The organism is Thiomicrospira sp. (assembly GCF_036568485.1).
In the GTDB taxonomy this organism is placed as follows: Bacteria; Pseudomonadota; Gammaproteobacteria; order Thiomicrospirales; family Thiomicrospiraceae; genus Thiomicrospira.
Window position 1 is genome coordinate 38,176 of sequence record NZ_DATCSL010000008.1, and the last position, 17,686, is coordinate 55,861.

18 protein-coding genes are annotated in these 17,686 nt (G+C 44.4%); 8 read left to right on the top strand and 10 right to left on the bottom strand.

Features of this window, described 5'->3' with window-relative positions:
• Positions 1-75: 75 nt before the first annotated feature.
• The 7 genes from aat to infA all read left to right on the top strand — a co-directional run bounded on the left by aat (position 76) and on the right by infA (position 4,690).
• The gene (gene aat / locus VIM91_RS00910) at positions 76-798 is read left to right on the top strand and encodes a leucyl/phenylalanyl-tRNA--protein transferase (protein ID WP_331862959.1); all 723 of its coding nucleotides are present in this window, start codon (positions 76-78) and stop codon (positions 796-798) included.
• Between the two features lie 87 nt (positions 799-885).
• Positions 886-1,281, top strand: a complete 396-nt coding sequence (gene sdhC / locus VIM91_RS00915; RefSeq protein ID WP_331862960.1) for a succinate dehydrogenase, cytochrome b556 subunit — start codon at positions 886-888, stop codon at positions 1,279-1,281.
• On the top strand, positions 1,278-1,619 hold the full coding sequence (sdhD, locus tag VIM91_RS00920) for a succinate dehydrogenase, hydrophobic membrane anchor protein (protein ID WP_331862961.1): 342 nt from the start codon (positions 1,278-1,280) through the stop codon (positions 1,617-1,619). Before sdhC ends, sdhD begins: the two co-directional genes overlap by 4 nt.
• On the top strand, positions 1,616-3,409 hold the full coding sequence (gene sdhA, locus VIM91_RS00925; RefSeq protein ID WP_331862962.1) for a succinate dehydrogenase flavoprotein subunit: 1,794 nt from the start codon (positions 1,616-1,618) through the stop codon (positions 3,407-3,409). Before sdhD ends, sdhA begins: the two co-directional genes overlap by 4 nt.
• A gap of 16 nt (positions 3,410-3,425) precedes the next feature.
• Positions 3,426-4,127, top strand: coding sequence for a succinate dehydrogenase iron-sulfur subunit (locus VIM91_RS00930; RefSeq protein ID WP_331862963.1), 702 nt, complete (start codon positions 3,426-3,428; stop codon positions 4,125-4,127).
• Positions 4,124-4,381 carry a succinate dehydrogenase assembly factor 2 gene (locus VIM91_RS00935; RefSeq protein ID WP_331862964.1) on the top strand — a complete coding sequence of 86 codons (258 nt, stop codon included), beginning with the start codon at positions 4,124-4,126 and terminating at the stop codon, positions 4,379-4,381. The genes VIM91_RS00930 and VIM91_RS00935 overlap by 4 nt, the downstream gene beginning before the upstream one ends.
• Before the next feature lie 90 nt (positions 4,382-4,471).
• Complete coding sequence (gene infA / locus VIM91_RS00940) at positions 4,472-4,690, top strand: translation initiation factor IF-1 (RefSeq protein ID WP_029934638.1); 219 nt, start codon at positions 4,472-4,474, stop codon at positions 4,688-4,690.
• Between the two features lie 91 nt (positions 4,691-4,781).
• Here the strand turns inward: infA and VIM91_RS00945 are convergent, their stop codons facing one another.
• The 9 genes from VIM91_RS00945 to VIM91_RS00985 all read right to left on the bottom strand — a co-directional run bounded on the left by VIM91_RS00945 (position 4,782) and on the right by VIM91_RS00985 (position 14,902).
• A complete protein-coding gene (locus tag VIM91_RS00945) occupies positions 4,782-5,279 on the bottom strand; it encodes a hypothetical protein (protein ID WP_331862965.1) in 498 nt (165 codons plus the stop codon).
• Positions 5,276-5,491 carry a hypothetical protein gene (locus tag VIM91_RS00950; protein WP_331862966.1) on the bottom strand — a complete coding sequence of 72 codons (216 nt, stop codon included), beginning with the start codon at positions 5,489-5,491 and terminating at the stop codon, positions 5,276-5,278. Before VIM91_RS00950 ends, VIM91_RS00945 begins: the two co-directional genes overlap by 4 nt.
• A gap of 9 nt (positions 5,492-5,500) precedes the next feature.
• Positions 5,501-6,268 (bottom strand): 3-deoxy-manno-octulosonate cytidylyltransferase, encoded by a 768-nt coding sequence (gene kdsB, locus VIM91_RS00955; RefSeq protein WP_331862967.1) that lies wholly within the window; start codon positions 6,266-6,268, stop codon positions 5,501-5,503.
• A gap of 56 nt (positions 6,269-6,324) precedes the next feature.
• Positions 6,325-6,531 (bottom strand): Trm112 family protein, encoded by a 207-nt coding sequence (locus VIM91_RS00960; RefSeq protein WP_029934633.1) that lies wholly within the window; start codon positions 6,529-6,531, stop codon positions 6,325-6,327.
• Positions 6,528-7,550 (bottom strand): tetraacyldisaccharide 4'-kinase, encoded by a 1,023-nt coding sequence (gene lpxK / locus VIM91_RS00965; protein ID WP_331862968.1) that lies wholly within the window; start codon positions 7,548-7,550, stop codon positions 6,528-6,530. Before lpxK ends, VIM91_RS00960 begins: the two co-directional genes overlap by 4 nt.
• A 71-nt stretch (positions 7,551-7,621) precedes the next feature.
• Complete coding sequence (locus tag VIM91_RS00970) at positions 7,622-9,604, bottom strand: cation:proton antiporter (protein ID WP_331862969.1); 1,983 nt, start codon at positions 9,602-9,604, stop codon at positions 7,622-7,624.
• 105 nt (positions 9,605-9,709) lie between these two features.
• Entirely contained in the window at positions 9,710-10,663 is a 954-nt protein-coding gene (locus tag VIM91_RS00975) for a universal stress protein (protein ID WP_331862970.1), read from the bottom strand.
• Entirely contained in the window at positions 10,660-12,330 is a 1,671-nt protein-coding gene (locus VIM91_RS00980; protein ID WP_331862971.1) for a cation:proton antiporter family protein, read from the bottom strand. The genes VIM91_RS00975 and VIM91_RS00980 overlap by 4 nt, the downstream gene beginning before the upstream one ends.
• 142 nt (positions 12,331-12,472) lie before the next feature.
• On the bottom strand, positions 12,473-14,902 hold the full coding sequence (locus VIM91_RS00985) for a DNA internalization-related competence protein ComEC/Rec2 (protein ID WP_331862972.1): 2,430 nt from the start codon (positions 14,900-14,902) through the stop codon (positions 12,473-12,475).
• Between VIM91_RS00985 and VIM91_RS00990 the strand changes: the two genes are divergently transcribed.
• Complete coding sequence (locus VIM91_RS00990) at positions 14,901-15,488, top strand: DUF2062 domain-containing protein (protein ID WP_331862973.1); 588 nt, start codon at positions 14,901-14,903, stop codon at positions 15,486-15,488. The genes VIM91_RS00985 and VIM91_RS00990 overlap by 2 nt on opposite strands.
• 16 nt (positions 15,489-15,504) lie before the next feature.
• Here VIM91_RS00990 and VIM91_RS00995 read toward each other — a convergent pair whose 3' ends face one another.
• Positions 15,505-17,589 carry a bifunctional diguanylate cyclase/phosphodiesterase gene (locus tag VIM91_RS00995; protein WP_331862974.1) on the bottom strand — a complete coding sequence of 695 codons (2,085 nt, stop codon included), beginning with the start codon at positions 17,587-17,589 and terminating at the stop codon, positions 15,505-15,507.
• Positions 17,590-17,686 lie beyond the last annotated feature (97 nt).

Sequence of the window (17,686 nt, forward strand, 5' to 3'; positions counted from 1 at the left end):
GTTAATGCCAGACTTAAAAACCTTAAGATGCTATTTAAACAAACTGATTAACTGAATGAGAATCTAACGCAGACTATGAGATGTTACCCCGACTACCTACCTATCTGGATTGATGACTCGTTACCGCCGCATTTTCCGCCCACGCATTTAGCCTTAGATGAACCGGATGGTTTACTGGCGGTTGGCGTCGAAGCTTTAACACCAGAATGGATGCTTAAAAGTTATGCGTTAGGCATCTTCCCTTGGTCGGGCGACGACGAACCTATTACTTGGTGGACGCCGAACCCGCGCGCGGTGCTGTTTACCGATCAAATTAAAATCAGCAAAAGCCTGCGCAAAACCCTTAACTCTGAAAAATTTATGGTGAGCTTTGATCAAGCTTTTTTAGACGTTGTAAAAGCCTGCGCAACCACCACCAGGCCTGGTCAAGACGGCACTTGGATTCGCCAAGATATGCAACAAGCCTTAGTGCAACTTCATCAAACCGGAAACGCACATTCGGTTGAAGTTTGGCATGAAGAACAACTGGTCGGCGGCTTATATGGTTTAAGCGTGGGTCAAATGTTTTTTGGTGAATCTATGTTCGCTTTAATGTCGGACGCCTCCAAAGTGGCGCTGGTGGCGTTATGTCAGCAACTTAAAGCTTGGAACTGGCCGATGATTGATTGCCAAATGGAAACCGATCATCTTAAAAGCTTGGGCGCCACTACCCTGCCACGAGAAGAGTTTGAAGCCATTATTCAACGCCAAACGGCTCTACCCGCGGATCCTTTTCCGTGGAAGCTGCAATCCATTTGAGCTTAATCGGCTTTGCATTTGCTTTAGCGTGTGTCATGGAATAAGATTCAAACACAAACCGCGACAAGCATTTCGTTAAGGAGGCTCATGATACCGCGCACCGATAAACGGCCAGTTAACTTAAGTTTGTGGCACTTCCACTTTCCGCTCAACGCCCTCGTTTCTATCAGCCATCGCATCAGTGGCGTGGTTTTAATCCTCACTTTATTTATTTGGCTATTTGTTCTTAATCAAATGCTATTTGTGCCAGATGACTTTACAAAGCACCAGGCCTGGTTGTCGAGTATTGGCGGTCAGATATTTTTGAGTTTATTCTGGCTCGCACTTTGGTTTCATTGGTTAGCTGGAGTTCGACATTTACTGATTGAATTTTGCCTAAATAGCCGAATTAAAACCGCCTTAAGAACACACCAAGCCGCCCTCGGCAGTTTCATATTTTGGGGGCTCGGTGCCCTACTGATTTTGGCGAGGATTTGGTTATGAAATTATTAAGTGGTCAACGTGCTTATGTCTGGCAAATGCTGAGTGGGTTTTATCTTGCCTTATTTTTCCCTTATATTGCTTGGCTTAGTTTGAACCAACCCATTCAATCATTTAATCAATTAACGGCTTTGCTGAGTTCACCTGCGGTTTTTATACCAGGCCTAGTGGCGATCGCTTTAGGCTTAATCCACGCTTGGGTTGGACTGCGTGATGTGTTAATCGACTATGCGCCCAGACGTTATTTAATGGGCTTGTTGTTTAGTATGGCGTTGGTTTGGTTATTTGTGATCGCCAATTTAGCCTGGTTAACCACACAACTAATCGGAGCACACTTATGAACACCAGTTTACAAACAGATGATTTTCATTTTGATGCCATTATCATCGGCGCTGGTGGGGCAGGATTGCGTGCTGCATTAGAACTGGCCGAATCCAAACACCAGGTCGCCGTCATCTCCAAAGTCTTTCCCACACGTTCCCATACTGTAGCGGCTCAAGGTGGCATTAATGCCGCTTTAGGCAATGTATCGGCTGATAATTGGCATTGGCATATGTTTGACACGATTAAAGGCAGTGATTATTTAGGCGACCAGGATGCGATTGAATTTATGTGTCGTGAAGCCAGTGAAATTGTGCGCGAACTTGAACATTTTGGCGTGCCCTTTTCCCGTTTGGATTCTGGCAAAATTTATCAACGCCCATTTGGTGGACAAAGCCAAGAGTTCGGCCAATCTCAAGCCACTCGCACTTGCGCCGCCGCTGACCGAACCGGCCATGCGATTTTGCATACGCTTTACCAGCAAAACCTCAAAGCTGGCACTAGCATTTTTTCTGAGCACTATGCACTTGATTTAATTAAAGACCAAGACGGTCAAATCGCCGGGGTGATGTGTTTAGATATTCAAACCGGCGAATATCGTTTAATGCGAGCGCATCATATTCTGATCGCCACTGGCGGTGCCGGCCAGGTTTATCGAACCAATACTAATGCCACCATCAATACCGGTGACGGTTTAGGCATGATTTTACGTGCCGGTTTGCCTTTAATGGATATGGAATTCTGGCAATTCCACCCTACCGGCATCGCGGGCAAAGGCATGTTAATGTCCGAAGGCGCGCGTGGTGAAGGTGGTCTGCTACGTAATTCGCAAGGCGAAGCCTTTATGGAGCGCTATGCGCCCAAAGTAAAAGACCTAGCTTCACGTGATGTAGTGGCGCGCGCGATAGCCATTGAAATTCGTGAAGGTCGCGGTTGTGGCCCAAACAAAGATTATATTCAACTGGACTTAACCCATCTTGACACGGACATCATCAAAAAACGCCTACCCGGCATTCGTGATCTTTGCTTAACCTTTGTCGGTAAAGACCCAATTGAACACCCGATCCCGATTCACCCAACTTGCCACTATATGATGGGCGGTATTCCGACCAATTTACACGGGCAAGTTATCACGAAACAAAACGGTCAAATAAAGGTGGTGCCAGGTTTATACGCGATTGGCGAAGCCGCTTGTGTATCAGTACATGGTGCGAACCGCTTAGGGGGTAATTCTTTATTAGACCTAGTGGTATTTGGCCGTGAAGCGGCGCGACATTTAAATCAAAGTTTAAAAACCAAATCGGCCGAACGCTTTGATCCCGCGTTAGATTTGACCCAGGTTGAGCAACGCATTCAAAAATGGCAGAATCCAGAAACCAATAGTGATTCAGCAAGCCCTAAGGATTCAATTCGCCAAATCAAACAAGATCTGCAACAAATCATGGAACAGCATTGCGGCGTGTTTCGTGATCGCGATACGATGCAACAAGCCTTACCAAAACTCGATGCCTTAAGTCAGCGATTAAGCCAGGTAGGATTACAGGATCGATCCAATGTCTTTAATACCGAACGTCTGCAGGCATTTGAGCTAGATAATTTACTCGCGATTGGTTATGCCACCCTACACAGCGCCTTAGCCCGCGAAGAAAGTCGTGGGGCGCATTCTCGTATTGACTTTCCGGAGCGTGACGACCAGGCCTGGTTAAAACACAGTTTGTATTTTGCAGGCGCCCATCAGTTAGATTACAAACCGGTGCAACTCAAACCGCTCAGCGTTGAGAGTTTTGAACCTAAAGCCCGCGTTTATTAAACGCCAGGAATCCATTATGAAATTTATCATTTACCGTTTTAATCCAGAAACCGATTCTGTGCCCTATACTCAAACGTTCGAATTAAATTCAGCTGAATTTAGCGACGATATGATGTTGCTCGAAGCTTTGCAAAAACTCAAAGAGCAAGATCCGACTCTTACCTTTCGCAGCTCTTGCCGTGAAGGTGTGTGCGGTTCGGATGGCATGAATGTAAATGGCCAAAACCGTTTAAGTTGCATCACCCGTTTATCCGAACTCAGCCAACCCATTACCATCCGCCCACTACCCGGTTTACCCGTGATTCGTGACTTGGTGATTGATATGGACACTTTTTACCAACACTATCACGCAGTTGATCCTGCCCTTGAAGCGCCGATTAAAGACCTAGATCATGAACATTTGCAAAGCCCCGCAGAACGCGATCAACTGGACGGGAGTTACGAATGCATTTTATGTGGCTGTTGCACCACCAGTTGCCCCTCTTTTTGGTGGAACCCAGATAAGTTTTTAGGCCCAGCCGCCTTATTGGCTGCGAGTCGATTTTTAAAAGACAGCCGTGATCAACACACCGAATTACGTTTAGAAAGTTTGGATGACCCCTACAAAACTTTCCGCTGTCGAAATATTCAAAACTGCACCAGCAGCTGTCCGAAAGGCTTAGATCCGAGTAAAGCCATCTCTGAAATCAAACATATGATACTTAAAAAATCATTATGAGTAAGCACAAGGCCTGGTTAAATCCAATTCGGCTCGCGGCTCGACGCGGGAATTTGGAAGCTGAACTGTTGCTGAATGCTTATATTGACAAGGTGTTAATTCAGCAAGATAACCCGGCTCTCATCAACCAATTTACACAATTGCTCGAGCAAGATGACCAGACTTTGTTTGACTGGTTAATGCACCCCACTTCCTGCCCCGCCGAATTTGAATCCCTGATAAAAGATATTCGCCAAACCTACCTAACCCCTTAGATCAGTTTCACTATTTTTTAAATTTTCCTATTCAAAACATGGTATAATCCGCAACAATTTTAATCCAAGGGCAATTCCTAGAAAGGACTTATGGCAAAACAAGACGTAATCGAATTTGAAGGTACGGTTCTAGAAACCTTGCCAAACACTATGTTCAAAGTACAACTCGAAAATGGACATGAAATTCTGGCTCACATTTCGGGTCGCATGCGTAAGAACTATATCCGCATTTTAGCGGGCGATAAGGTTAAGGTTGAACTCACACCTTACGACTTAACTAAAGGTCGCATTACCTACCGCGGAAAATAATAACTTGCGCGATTGATAAAAAAGCCGACTTTTCATGTCGGCTTTTTTGGTTGTGGTTATAAAAAACCACAGCTTGGCTAATTCAGATAATTTAGGGATAGAGTTTTAAGATCCCCGTCTCACCTAGCATATCCCCTAACAACCAAATCTGTTCAAACGGATGAGAATCCGGCAAACTCACTAGATGCAAATTACGTTCAAAATCTTCACGTGTCCAAAGCGGATTAGCATTACGAATGACGAGCCAAGTTTGTTCAGAATGATAACGTTTGTCGCCCTTATTTTTGAGCAACAGATTTAGGGCTTCAAGTAAGCGATGATCTGGTGGGGTTTGGATAAGGTTAATTAAAGCTTGGCGGGTTTCGTGTTTTAGTTCGCGACCTAATAAATGCATGGCTTCAGCCTCACTGCCATATAGATGCGCAATTTCTAGGTCAAGTTTTTGATGGTCAAAATAACAGGTTACATCCGGCTTGCGCGGTTCATTGTGCAAAATATGACGCATTTTTATGCCGAATTTAGCTTCGTACAATCGCATAAAAAGCTTAGCCGCATCATGCTCAAGTTTTATTTTTTCAGATTGGCTCATGTCACCGTTTGCAGCATTTGATTAATTAGATACCAAAGCATATAACCACCATACAACACTACCATCACCAAGCTCAACAAGGTAATCGGGCGCAAGCCTTTTTGCTCGGGAACTCGCTCTCCTTTCCACTGCATCTTTTTTAAACGCCACTGACGCTGTAATAACCAGCCTAAAAAAATAACAACGCCAATTAAGGTAAGATATTTAAACATTCATTCTCATTATGGTTTTACGGGTTTCATCAACAGACGTACTTTATCCAGTTGCGCTTGGGTATCGACCCCGACACCAGCATCACATAAGGCATCTTCTACTAATATTTTTTCGCCATGCCACAAAACACGCAGTTGTTCTAACTTTTCGACCTGCTCCAAATCGCATTCTGGCCAAGCCACATAACGTTTCACAAACCCGGCGCGATAGGCATACAAACCAATGTGGCGTTTATAATGCCAATTAGTCGGTAAAACCTTGGGTTCATTCGCAAATTCGTCTCGCGCCCAAGGTAAAGGGGCACGACTGAAATTGATCGCAAAATTCTGCGCATCACGGCTCACCTTGACCGCATGAGGACTGAACAAGGTATCTAAATCCTCAATCGGTTCGCACAGCGTCGCCATAAACACATCATGACGGCCTTCTAAAGCTTGCGCGATCTGATGGATCAAGTCTTCCGGCAACATCGGCTCATCGCCCTGCAGGTTAACGATAATTTCGTTATCCAATAAACACAGCTGATCAATCACTTCCGCAATACGTTCAGTGCCAGATTGATGGTGTTCGCTGGTCAAACACACCTCTGCACCAAAGGCTTCGCATACGGTTTTTACCTGCTCGGATTCGGTTGCAATCACCACACGTTGTGCACCAGACTTACGAGCTTGTTGCCAAGTCCAATAAATCATCGGATGGCCGTGAATATCCATCAAGGGTTTGCCTTGCAAACGACTGGATGCAAAACGCGCGGGAATGATCACATTAAAAGACATAGCAAAGCCTTTAGGTAAATAGGGATAAACAAGTTGGAATATGCAACAAAACCAGATTAAGATTTTAACTTACGGTAATGTTCAGCCTCATCTGGCGTAATCTGACGCGCTTCTTCTTCAAGCATCACCGGAATACCATCACGTACCGGAAAAGCTAAATTAGCCGCGGTCGAAATCAACTCTTGCTTAGACTTGTCATACACTAGCTTGGTTTTGCTAATAGGACAAACCAAAATATCCAATAAGTTTGGGTTTAACGTCATGTGCTGGCCTTATGTTTAAGTTTAGGGTGGCGACTTATATGATTTAATAAATTTTGTGCAAATGGGTCGGAACACTCAGGTTCGACTTCTAGCGCCCACCAATTGTCTGCGGCAAATTTTTGACATTTTACCGCATCTTTCACTGTCATAAGCACGGGTTTTTGAGGGTCTAGCGATTTAAAGTCTTCTAACCGATAAGCATGGTGATCACTAAAATTAAGTGGCTCAACCTTCACCCCCAAAACTTGCAAGGTTTCATAAAAACGCGCGGGATTGCCAATTCCAGCCATAGCATAAACCGCCTGACCTGCAAATTTATGGATATCAAAACGTTTACCTGGTTGGTTAAGCGCATAAAAATAATCTGGTTTAAGTTGCATTTGGCCAATGGCTGGCGGACTAAATTCAAACCAGCTTGGTTGATCACCATTAAACACCACAAAATCTACTTCATTTAAACGCTTAGCGGGTTCACGCAAAGGCCCGGCTGGCAGACATAAACCATTGCCCAAGCCATTATTTGCGCGCGCAGAATCCAATAACACCAGCTCAATATCACGCGCGAGCGCATAATGTTGTAAGCCGTCGTCACTGATGACAACATCCACATCGAACCGACTTAACATTAAATCCAGTGCTTCGGCTCGCTTAGGTGACACCACCACCGGACAGTCTAAACTTTGTGCAATTAATACCGGTTCGTCGCCTACCAGGCCTGGCGGCGAATCTGGCGTGACAATTTGCGGCCAGGCTTTGGCTTGACCACCGTAGCCGCGACTGATCACACCATAAGACAAACCCCGCGCCTTAAGTTGATGACCCAACCATTGAATAAACGGGGTTTTACCCGAACCACCGACGACAACATTCCCCACTACGATCACCAGGCCTGGTGATTGAGGGCGAGTCTGGCGAAAACGCTCCAGTCGACGACGCGCCCACCAACATACCATTTGAGATAAAGGTGTTAACAGGCGACTGCGCCAATCGGCTTTTAACCAAAAACTTGGCCAACTCAAGTAATACTCCTCGTTTTGGCTTTAATTTGTAACATCATTTGATTCCTTAATACCAGGCCTGGTGCTTAACGCTAGTTAATTGCACAATAGTTGGTCATGCGGCTTTCAGCGCGTCTCAAGTTTTCAGTCGCGCCAAACAACACCAATACATCATCACGCTGCAAACGTGTTTCTGGATCGGGTGTTAAATTACGCTCGCCTTCTCGAACCAGTGCATTTAAGACTACAGCGTCCGCTTCTAAATCCAATTCTGCAAGCGTCTGACCAATCGCTGAGCTGCCTTCGGTCAAAGCGATGGAATGTAAAAACTCCGGCAAATTTCGACAGTCGTTGATTTCAACCGTGCTTCTGAACAATTCACGCATCATTTGATAACGGCTGACTCGGTTATCTTGCAAGGTTCTTGCCACCTTAGCCAAAGGCATTTTCAACGCCAACATGGCATGAGAACCCAACATTAAACCCGCTTCAAAGGTTTCAGGAATGACTTCGGTCGCCCCCGCTTTTTGCAGCTCATCAACGTGCATTTCGTCACGAGTTCTAACTAAGATCGGAATAGTTGGGCTGGTCTGGCGCACAAGCTTGAGCGTTTTTAAGGTAGAAGGTAAATCGTCATGGCAAATAAGTACCAATTTAGCCTGCATTAAGCCGACACTTTCAAGCACCGCCAAATCGGATGAATCACCATAATAAACCGGCTCGCCACCTAAACGTGCTTCTTTGACACGGCCTGAGTCCATATCAAGCGCCACATAAGGCACACTCTCTTTTTCTAGCATGTGTCCGACAATCTGCCCTATGCGGCCATATCCGGCAATAATAACGTGATTGGTTTGATTATCCGGTGCGCTCTGTTCTATGGTGATCTCGTTGCTCACGCCTTGATCGGGTTTGGGTTTAAACCAACTGGCAATTTTTTGATTATAACGAATCAAAAACGGCGCAATAATCATTGAGAATAACACCGCGGTTAACACGACTTGCGACATGCGTTCTTCTAGAATGGCATTTTCTATGCCAATCGCCAACAAGGCAAAACCAAACTCACCGCCTACTGCTAATAACAAACCGGTACGCAAGGCCGTGGCAAAATCGACACCAGAGAACTTAACAATGGCGGTGACCAACAGAAGTTTAACCGTTAATAGCGCTAATGCGCCCAGTAAGGCTTCAAGCCATATATCCGGCAAAATGGCTGGATTAACCAGCATACCGATACTGACAAAGAATAAACCAAGCAGAACATCACGAAACGGACGAATTGTTGACTCAACTTGATGGCGAAATTCAGTTTCGGCCAGCATCATACCGGCTAAAAATGCACCAAACGCCATAGACAAACCTAGACTCATAGTGGTCCAAGCCGCCATTAATGACACCAAAAGCACGGTTAAAGTAAAAAGTTCCGCTGAACCACGTTGGGCCACCATGTGAAAAAAGGGTTTTAATAAATAACGCCCTAATACAAACACAATCAAAAAAGCCAATACCGCTTTCAGCATGGCCCAACCTAAATCCATCGCCAGAGCTTGGGTGGAAGCAACCGCTAGTACCGGAATAATCACCACAAATGGCACCGCGGTAATGTCTTGAAATACCGACATGGTGACACCCAGACGGCCATGACGGGTTTGATCTTCGCCCTGCTCAACGAGCTGTTTAGAAATGATCGTGGTTGAAGATTGGGCAAAGACGGCGCCTATCACAAAAGCTGCAATACCGGGCACGCCCATCATCCACAAAATAAGCGCCACCACCGCAGTCGTTAAAACCACTTGAGCCGTGCCTAAGCCTAAAATTGTATGACGAGACGCATAGATTTGCGCCATTGAGAAACTTAAACCAATCGTAAAGAGAAGAAACACAATACCAAACTGTGCGATGACTTGAACATATTCAGCACTTACCACCGGGCCCGCAGTATGTCCACCAAGTAAAACACCTACCGCGAGGTAAGCTAAGCTGGCTGGAATTTGCAAACGCTGAAATAATAAAATGATAAAGACTGTGACGGCCAACAATAACAGCACTTGGGTCAGGGTTTGTTCTAACATCTACGAGCAACCTATAAGATAAATTTAACTTATAGCAATTATAGCAAACCCCCTTGCCTGTTATGACAAAACCTGCGCTAAACCGCTTATTTATCAGTCATTATCCTAGAGCGTTACTGGTGATACAAATCCATCAGGTTTAATCGCCAGAACCGAACATTGTACTCGCTCTAAAATGCTTTCCGCGGTATTACCAATGACCAGGCCTGGTAATCCAGCACGCCCAAGTGTGCCCATCACCAATAAGTCTACATTATGACTCAACACCAGCCTTGGAATGACCTCAGAAGCCTGACCTTTTGCTGCATGCACCTTTAGGTCTGGCTGAGTTTCGCGTAGCGCACGAATTTCATACTCTAACGCGGATAAATGCTGGTTGCGAATCGACTCATTAAAATTGACCATATCCTCATCTGACATGTCACTGTTCCAATAACGCACTAAGTTTTCCGCTTCTGCCTGCCAGGCATGTGCAACGTGCAACTGTGCCTTTTCGGCTTGTGCTAAGTCTTGCGCTAAGCCAAGTATGGTTTCATTTAACGGGTTCATGGTTACGGATTCCGACTCAAGATCGACATCAATACTGGCCATCACGTTGGTTAACTCGAGATTAGCGCCGCGTTTGTGGAGTAAAATCGGGCATGGACACTTGCGCAACAAATGCATATCCTGAGAACCAAATATGCGACTGGGGATGTCTTGTGCCTCTTCATCTGTTTGTTTAACAACCCAATCCACCTGCTCAACTAAGGCCATTTGAATGGCTTTGTAAAACAACTTGCCAAACGCCACATTTGTTTTTAGTTCTACCCCTTGTTGACGTGCTTGCTGATACCAAGCATGCATTGATTCTAAACCAAACTGCGTTTGTTTAGTCATTACATCAGAAGGCGAAACATTATTGATCCAACTGGTTAAACCAACACTGACAGCTGGAAATACGCGCAAACAAATCAAACTCGCTTGATGGCGTTTGGCCAAGCTTAGGGTCCAATCAAACAAGGCCTGCTCTTTAGCTGGGTCTTGTGACACAAACAAAATTTTATTTAAACGAGTCATATTCCATCCTTAGACTTATCAAATTCAATGGGTGCGCCATTTGTTAATAACCGATGTACAGCTTCTAAAGCGGCATCATGGTAAGGCACCAGTACCATATCCGCACCCATCAATTTGAGTTGATCAGCATCCTTTTGATGAGTGGCGGCCAGAGCGATCTTACCGTCAAAGTTATCTTCTTTGAGTGACTTAAATAAGGCCATATTTAAATGCCGATCTCGCATCGTACCCACCACCCACTGAGCTTCATGCAAAGGCAAACTAGCAATAAACTCAGGATCTTCGGCGTCGCCGTAACGCGTTGGCACACCATGTTCGGAGGTTTCTCGGACCAAATCTGGGTTAAAATCCACACCCAATACGGTTTTTCCTTGCTTTTGAAGGTTTTGGGCAATCACCATCCCAAAACGCCCCAAACCAAAAACAATTACATCGGTGGGTTTCTCAATTTGTTCCTGATCTAATGCGACCTCGCGATAAGGTACTTTTCGCTCAAATACACCCATTAACGGGGCTAACTTTTCATAAAGCGGGTGCGAATATAAAATCATGTAGGTCGAGGCCGAAATCGTAATTAAGCCGACCAGAGTGATTAAGCCTACCGTCTCTTGATTGATATGACCTAAATTAAAGCCTAAAGCGGCCAAGATTAACGAAAACTCGGAAATCTGTGCCACCGTTAACCCGGCTAAAAAGCCAGTACGTTTTCGATAGCCCATATATCCCATAATGATCATGACAATTAATGGATTACCAACTAAAACAAACACCGATAAAATCAGCGCTGGAACTACTTGAGCGCCAAGTGTTTCCATTTCTAAGCTCGCACCCAAGCTGATAAAGAAAAACAACAGCAAGAAATCTCGCAAACTGACTAAACGCGCGCCAATTAACTCACGATAATGAGTGGATGCGAGCGAGATGCCCGCCAAGAAAGCGCCGACCTCCTGGCTGAAACCTAACATTTGTCCGGCTGAGGCCCCCATTACAGCCCACGCAATCGCAAACAAAATAAGTAATTCAGGAGAACGCGCTAAACGGTTTAATAAGGCAGGAATAACATATCGCATAAGTAACGCGACCACTAGCAGCATAAACATGCCTTTAACCAGTACCCAAAAGGCCTCCAAACCTACACTGGTCGTGCCATCATTTTGCCCCATCGCGGTCAAACCAATCATCGCCAGCACAACTACAATGTCTTGCACAATCAAAAACCCAATTGCGATACGGCCATGCAGGGCATCTAATTCACGTTTGTCTGATAGCAGTTTGACGATAATAATCGTACTAGAGAATGTCAGAGCGACGGCGACATACAACGCGCCAATAGGCGACATTCCTAAGGCCAAGGCAATTAAATAACCAAATACCGAAGTAAAGATGACCTGGCCTAACCCGGTGAATAAAGCGACCACCCCCATAGTACGGATAATATGAAGGTCGAGCTTCAAGCCCACCACAAACAATAGAATCGCAATCCCCAGATGTGCGAGCAAATCAATCTGTTCATTTAGCGATACCACGCCTAATACCGCCGGCCCGACAATAATACCAACCGCTATAAATGCGACAATTAAAGGTTGGCGAAGTTGCATAGCGATAAAACCAACTACCGCGGATACGGCCAGTAAAATACCAAATTCAACAAAGGCGCTTTCAAACATAACTATCCAACCTAATTCTATCTAAATAATTTTTCTTAAAATATGACTTATATTAACAGAAACGATCAAGTATTCATTATCAGTCCTAGCGCCTGAGTTAAGCTTTATTATTTTATGCATAATTGATTTAACAGCGATTTCATTAGCCATCCCTCTGCTCCATTTCACATTGATGATGGAACCAACGTTTATCAGACATACGAGATTGATTCATCACCTGCCAACCCGTTGACCGAAACAGAACTTGAATCGCGCCTGCACAGGCAGTATTCAACCAATCAATCCCTTCGTTTTCAATACGTTGAAGGGTTTGGCGAGCGGGAAAACCAAAAGCATTACGATAACCGGCACTAAACAACACTAATTCAGGTTGTAAACTCTGTAACCAGGCCTGGTGGCTTGAGTGGCGACTGCCATGATGACCAGCGATCAATACCGAACTTTGTAGGCGTCCTGAACCATAATGGTCGATTAATTTGGCTTCATGTTTAGAACCAAGATCACCTGTAATCATGACACTCGTGTCACCCGCACTGACTTTTAAAACGCAGGATTGATCATTGTGATCCCCTGCTACAAATAAACCCGGCGCTAAAACTTCAAATTGAACACCATCCCACCACCAAGTTTGACCGGCCTGGCAAGCTTCAAAACCCTGCAGATCGAAATTCTGCTGTAAACGTTCAACTTGCCCACTTAAACGAGTTTCGATTGACCAATCTTTCGCTAAACTGAGTGCGCCACCCGCATGATCTCGATCTGCATGACTCACGATTAACACATCAATCGCTTGCTTAGCGCGATAACGCAAATATGGTGAAATGGCAATTTGGGCGCCATCAAAGCGCGCGCCATAACTTGGCCCGGTGTCATAAACCAAGGTTTTAGTTTGAGTTTCAATTACTAAAGCTTGGCCTTGGCCAACATCTAATAGACTTAACCAGAAGACACCATAATCGAGGGTTTCTGGTTTATTTGGCCAAAACAACACCCCAATCGCTAAACTCAAACTCAATCCCTTAACCAGTGGCCAGCGTTTTACAGGCTTTTTAAGCGGTTCAGGTTTTGATATCGAATCGACAGAGTAACGCCGAAACAAGATACCAAAAAACACCAACCCATACGCCAAAGCGACCTGCCATAAGCCAATCGGCCTGGGTTGCCACTCACTCAAAGGCCATTGCGCAATCTGGTTTAAAACCCACCATAAGCCAGTCCATAAATAATCGTTCAGCCAAACTAACAATGAGCCCAGTTCACTGGATACAAAAGACACCAGAGTGGTCACAAACAACAAAGGCAAACCCACAAAACTAACGAATGGCACGGCTACTAGATTTGCAAACAGGCTGTATACCGGCACTTGTTGGTAAAACCACCATAGAGCTGGCACTAAACCGATAGACAAGACTAATTGAATTAAAATCGCTTTTTGCCAAACAGGCCGTGACTTAACTTGCGGTTGGCTTAAAGCTAAAAAAATCAAACCCACTGCCAAAAACGACAACCAAAAACCTTGTGACAATACGCTTGCTGGCTGCCAAACAACTACTAAAAAAGCCGCCAACAACAACACAGACCAGGGTTGAAACTGTCGCCTTAACAATAAAAACACCAGCGTTACCGCTACCATGATCCAAGCTCGCTGAGTGGGAATACTAAATCCCGCCAACAAACCATAAATAGTCGCCAATATTAAAGCCAACGAACTGCCAAACCAATGCAGCGGATAACGCTCAAAGTGTCGAATCGGTAAACGCCAAATCAAACGTCCTATGCCATACCCCATTAAAGCGACCAAAGCCAAATGCAGCCCAGATATAGCCATTAGGTGGATAGTTCCAGTGGCGCGCATTAATGACCAGTCTTCATCCGAAATTGCCTGGCGATCGGCGTATAACAAAGCGTTATAAATTCCGTTAAAACGTGACTCGCCCCAAACCGTCTTTAAATGTTGTCCTAAGGCCGCACGCATTTGATGGTGATCAAATCCAGATTTAAGCAAGCGCGGTTCTGCCTCATTTATTCTGACATAGCCGGTGGCTTTTAAGCCCTGTTGATGCGCCCAGGCTTCGTAATCAAACCCGCCCGGATTCATGCTGCCATGTATGGGTTTGATTCGCACCGCTAATCGATAGGACTCGCTGGCTTTAGGCGTCCAATCACAGCGATAACAACTTAAACGAATCGTCGGTTTTGGCCACCACCAGGTCTGCTGAATAGTTTTATCAAGGCCTTCTAAGCGTGACAAACGCATCTCGAACCGCTGAATAGGCAGAGCGTCAGTTTGGGTTGCATTGCTTTGCACCAAACCCACTACTCGCCCTTCCGCCCATAGCGTTTGATCCATAACTGACTCGGTTAAATTGGGTGTCAAAAATACAAACAAACCTAACCAAATCCAGCCTATAATAACGCCTAAACTGAAGTGTTTAACGCGAGTCCAAGATCGCCAAATTGCAAAACCAAAAACAAACATCACGGCAAGTAGATATAACCCACTCGGCCAGTCACTTAGTTGATAAAGACCGAAAACAACCCCAATAAATCCAAGCGAAAACCAGATAAACATGCCAAAAAAACTCTTTAAAAAATGGATACCGGACCCAAAGAAACTACTTAAAATCAAAGGGTTCAGCGCAATTGCACATTGGCTTCAAGACCCCAATCTCTGGCACTTGAACCGAAACTCGGTGGCCAAGGCTTTTTTTGTGGGTCCTTTTTGGGCCGCCATGCCCATGCCGTGGCAAATGGTTACGGCGGCCTTATCTGCGATGTTTGTAAGAGCAAACTTGCCCCTGAGCGTTGCGCTTGTCTGGATTAGTAACCCCTTTACCATGGCGCCTATTTGGTACTTTAACTACCGGGTAGGCTCATTGTTGTTAGGGGAACATGCGAACGAAAGTTTGAACTTTGTCATAAGCTGGGAATGGATTTTCCATACTTTTGCTGTTATCTGGCAACCCTTGTTACTGGGTAGCTTTGTGGTGGGTTTAGCCTTGGGCAGTATTGGCTACTTGGGAATTCACGTACTTTGGCGTATTCAAGTCAATCTGAGTTGGCGTCGGCGCCTATCATCAAGAAAAAACAAGGTGGTATTTAAAAAGCCGCGCTTTTTTAACACCCCTGATAATGTGCATAAACAAGACGGTCTTTAAGCACCAGGCCTGGTGCTTAACTTGCATTTAATAGGTGATTTTCTGGCTTGCCAAACAAATAACCTTGCAAATTATCAATCTCAAGATGTTTGACGTACTCATAGATACTTTCATCTGCCACAAACTCGGCAACCGTTTGAATATTCAATTTACGCGCAAAATTAATAATCGTTTCGGTAATCACTTGAGACGATTTGTTATGCTGAATATCACGGATAATCGAGCCGTCAATCTTAATAAAATCAACATCTAAGCGCATAATGTAAATAAAGTTTGAATAGCCTGCACCAAAATCATCAATTGCAATTTTGACACCGTACTGTTTCACGTCGCGAATAAAATGATTCACAACATCGTAATTTTGGATACCTTCTGACTCCACAATCTCAAAAATGACGCGATCGGCAAACGTGCAGTGACGCACCTTATCAATAATCCAAGCACTGGTCACCGGATCTACAATATCTTCGATAGAGAGATTAATCGAAAAACTGTCTCGTTCCTGCGCAAACTTTTCAAACGCTTTGTCCAACATACGTCGAGTTAATTGTGGGTATAGTTTGAGTTTCTTGGCGGTTTCTAAAAAATTAAACGGTGACACAATTTGCCCATCGGTTTCCACAATCCGCACTAGGCATTCATAGTAATCGACCTTTAAGGTTTTGGCATTGACCACAGGTTGAAAGAAAGGAACTAAACGGTCTTCTTCCATCGCACTACGTAAACGTTTAATCCAAGCTAAATTGTTTTCATAACTTTGCTTAATATTTAAACTTGATTCGTAAAAAACAAAAGGTTTACGCTGTCTTTTAGCCATTTTAAGCGCCATGTCCGCCGCGACTAAGGCATCTTTGGCTTGGTTATTGAGCGCTTGAGAAGAAGCCAGACCCGCGGTTAAAGTTAAATTGATTTGTTCCAAGCCGACTTTAAAACTACGGGCGGATACCAGTTCTAGCAAACCCTGAACAAACGCCTCAAGATCAGCTCGAGACCAATCGTTTTTAATCACAATGGCAAACTCATCAATAGGCAATTTATACACTTGAGCTGGCAAACCTAAAGTTAATTCAACGAACTTACGCGCTAACACTTTTAAGAGTTTGTCGGCTAAATAGTGACCATAAAATGTATTGATTTCGTTAAAACTATCAATATTAAACAAGATGATGTGTTCAGACTGATTGGACGCCTCCGCATCGGCAAGCAACTTAACTCGATTAGGCAACTCGGTAAGTGAATCATAATGCAATCGATGACTTAACGCTTGGGTGGTTTCCATTAAAGGCGTGACATCATGGCTGATATTCACCAACTCAATGACCTGCCCCGATTCATTACTGATTGGCACTATATAAGCTTCGATATAAAAACTCGTGCCGGTTTTGGTCAACATAGTGACCATGCCATTCCAATGTTTACCACTTAAGACCATTTCGGTAATTTCAGGCACCAACTGTTTAGATTCTTGACTCCACAAAAAGGTGCAGGTTTGACCGATTAACTCTTCTGGCCGATAACCTGAGCGCTCACAAAGCGAATCATTGACTTCGATTAAGCGCTTATCCAGTGCGCACTTGCTGACCATACTGCTGACATCAATGGCTTTTTTATAGCTCGATAACACCGCCATTTGGTCATTCAAAACCTGAGTTCGCTCAGCCACAATATCAGACAAATATTGATTGTAATGTTCAAGCTCTTGACTGGTTTTAGTGAGCTTTGAATTCAGCTGATGAATGGGAGTTAAGTCACGTACACTAATGATTAAGCCGGGTTTGCCGTCTTCATCTAACAAAGTTTGAACATTTTTGGAGATATTTAATAAAGTGCCATCAGCGCGTTTGAAAATGGTTTCTTGGCCTTGACAAAAACCCTTGGCATTTATCTCAGCCTGACATTCCGCCAAAATATTTAGGTCTTGTAAATGGGTGGTGATCTCCGTTCCCAACAAGTCGTCTTCTTGGTATCCCATCAGTACACAAAAAGCGGGATTAACGTAGGTTATTTTTAACTCTGAGTTTAATGTAAACACCCCATCTGGGAAGTTTTCCATAATATGTTTAAGAAGCGTCAAACTCGTATGGGATTGTGGCTGGGTCATAGTTCGGCATAGCCTATGTAAATTTTATACAACTGAAATTCATATTAACCCTTGTTAAAATAAGGGTCAAACAAATCTACGATCACAATTACTAATA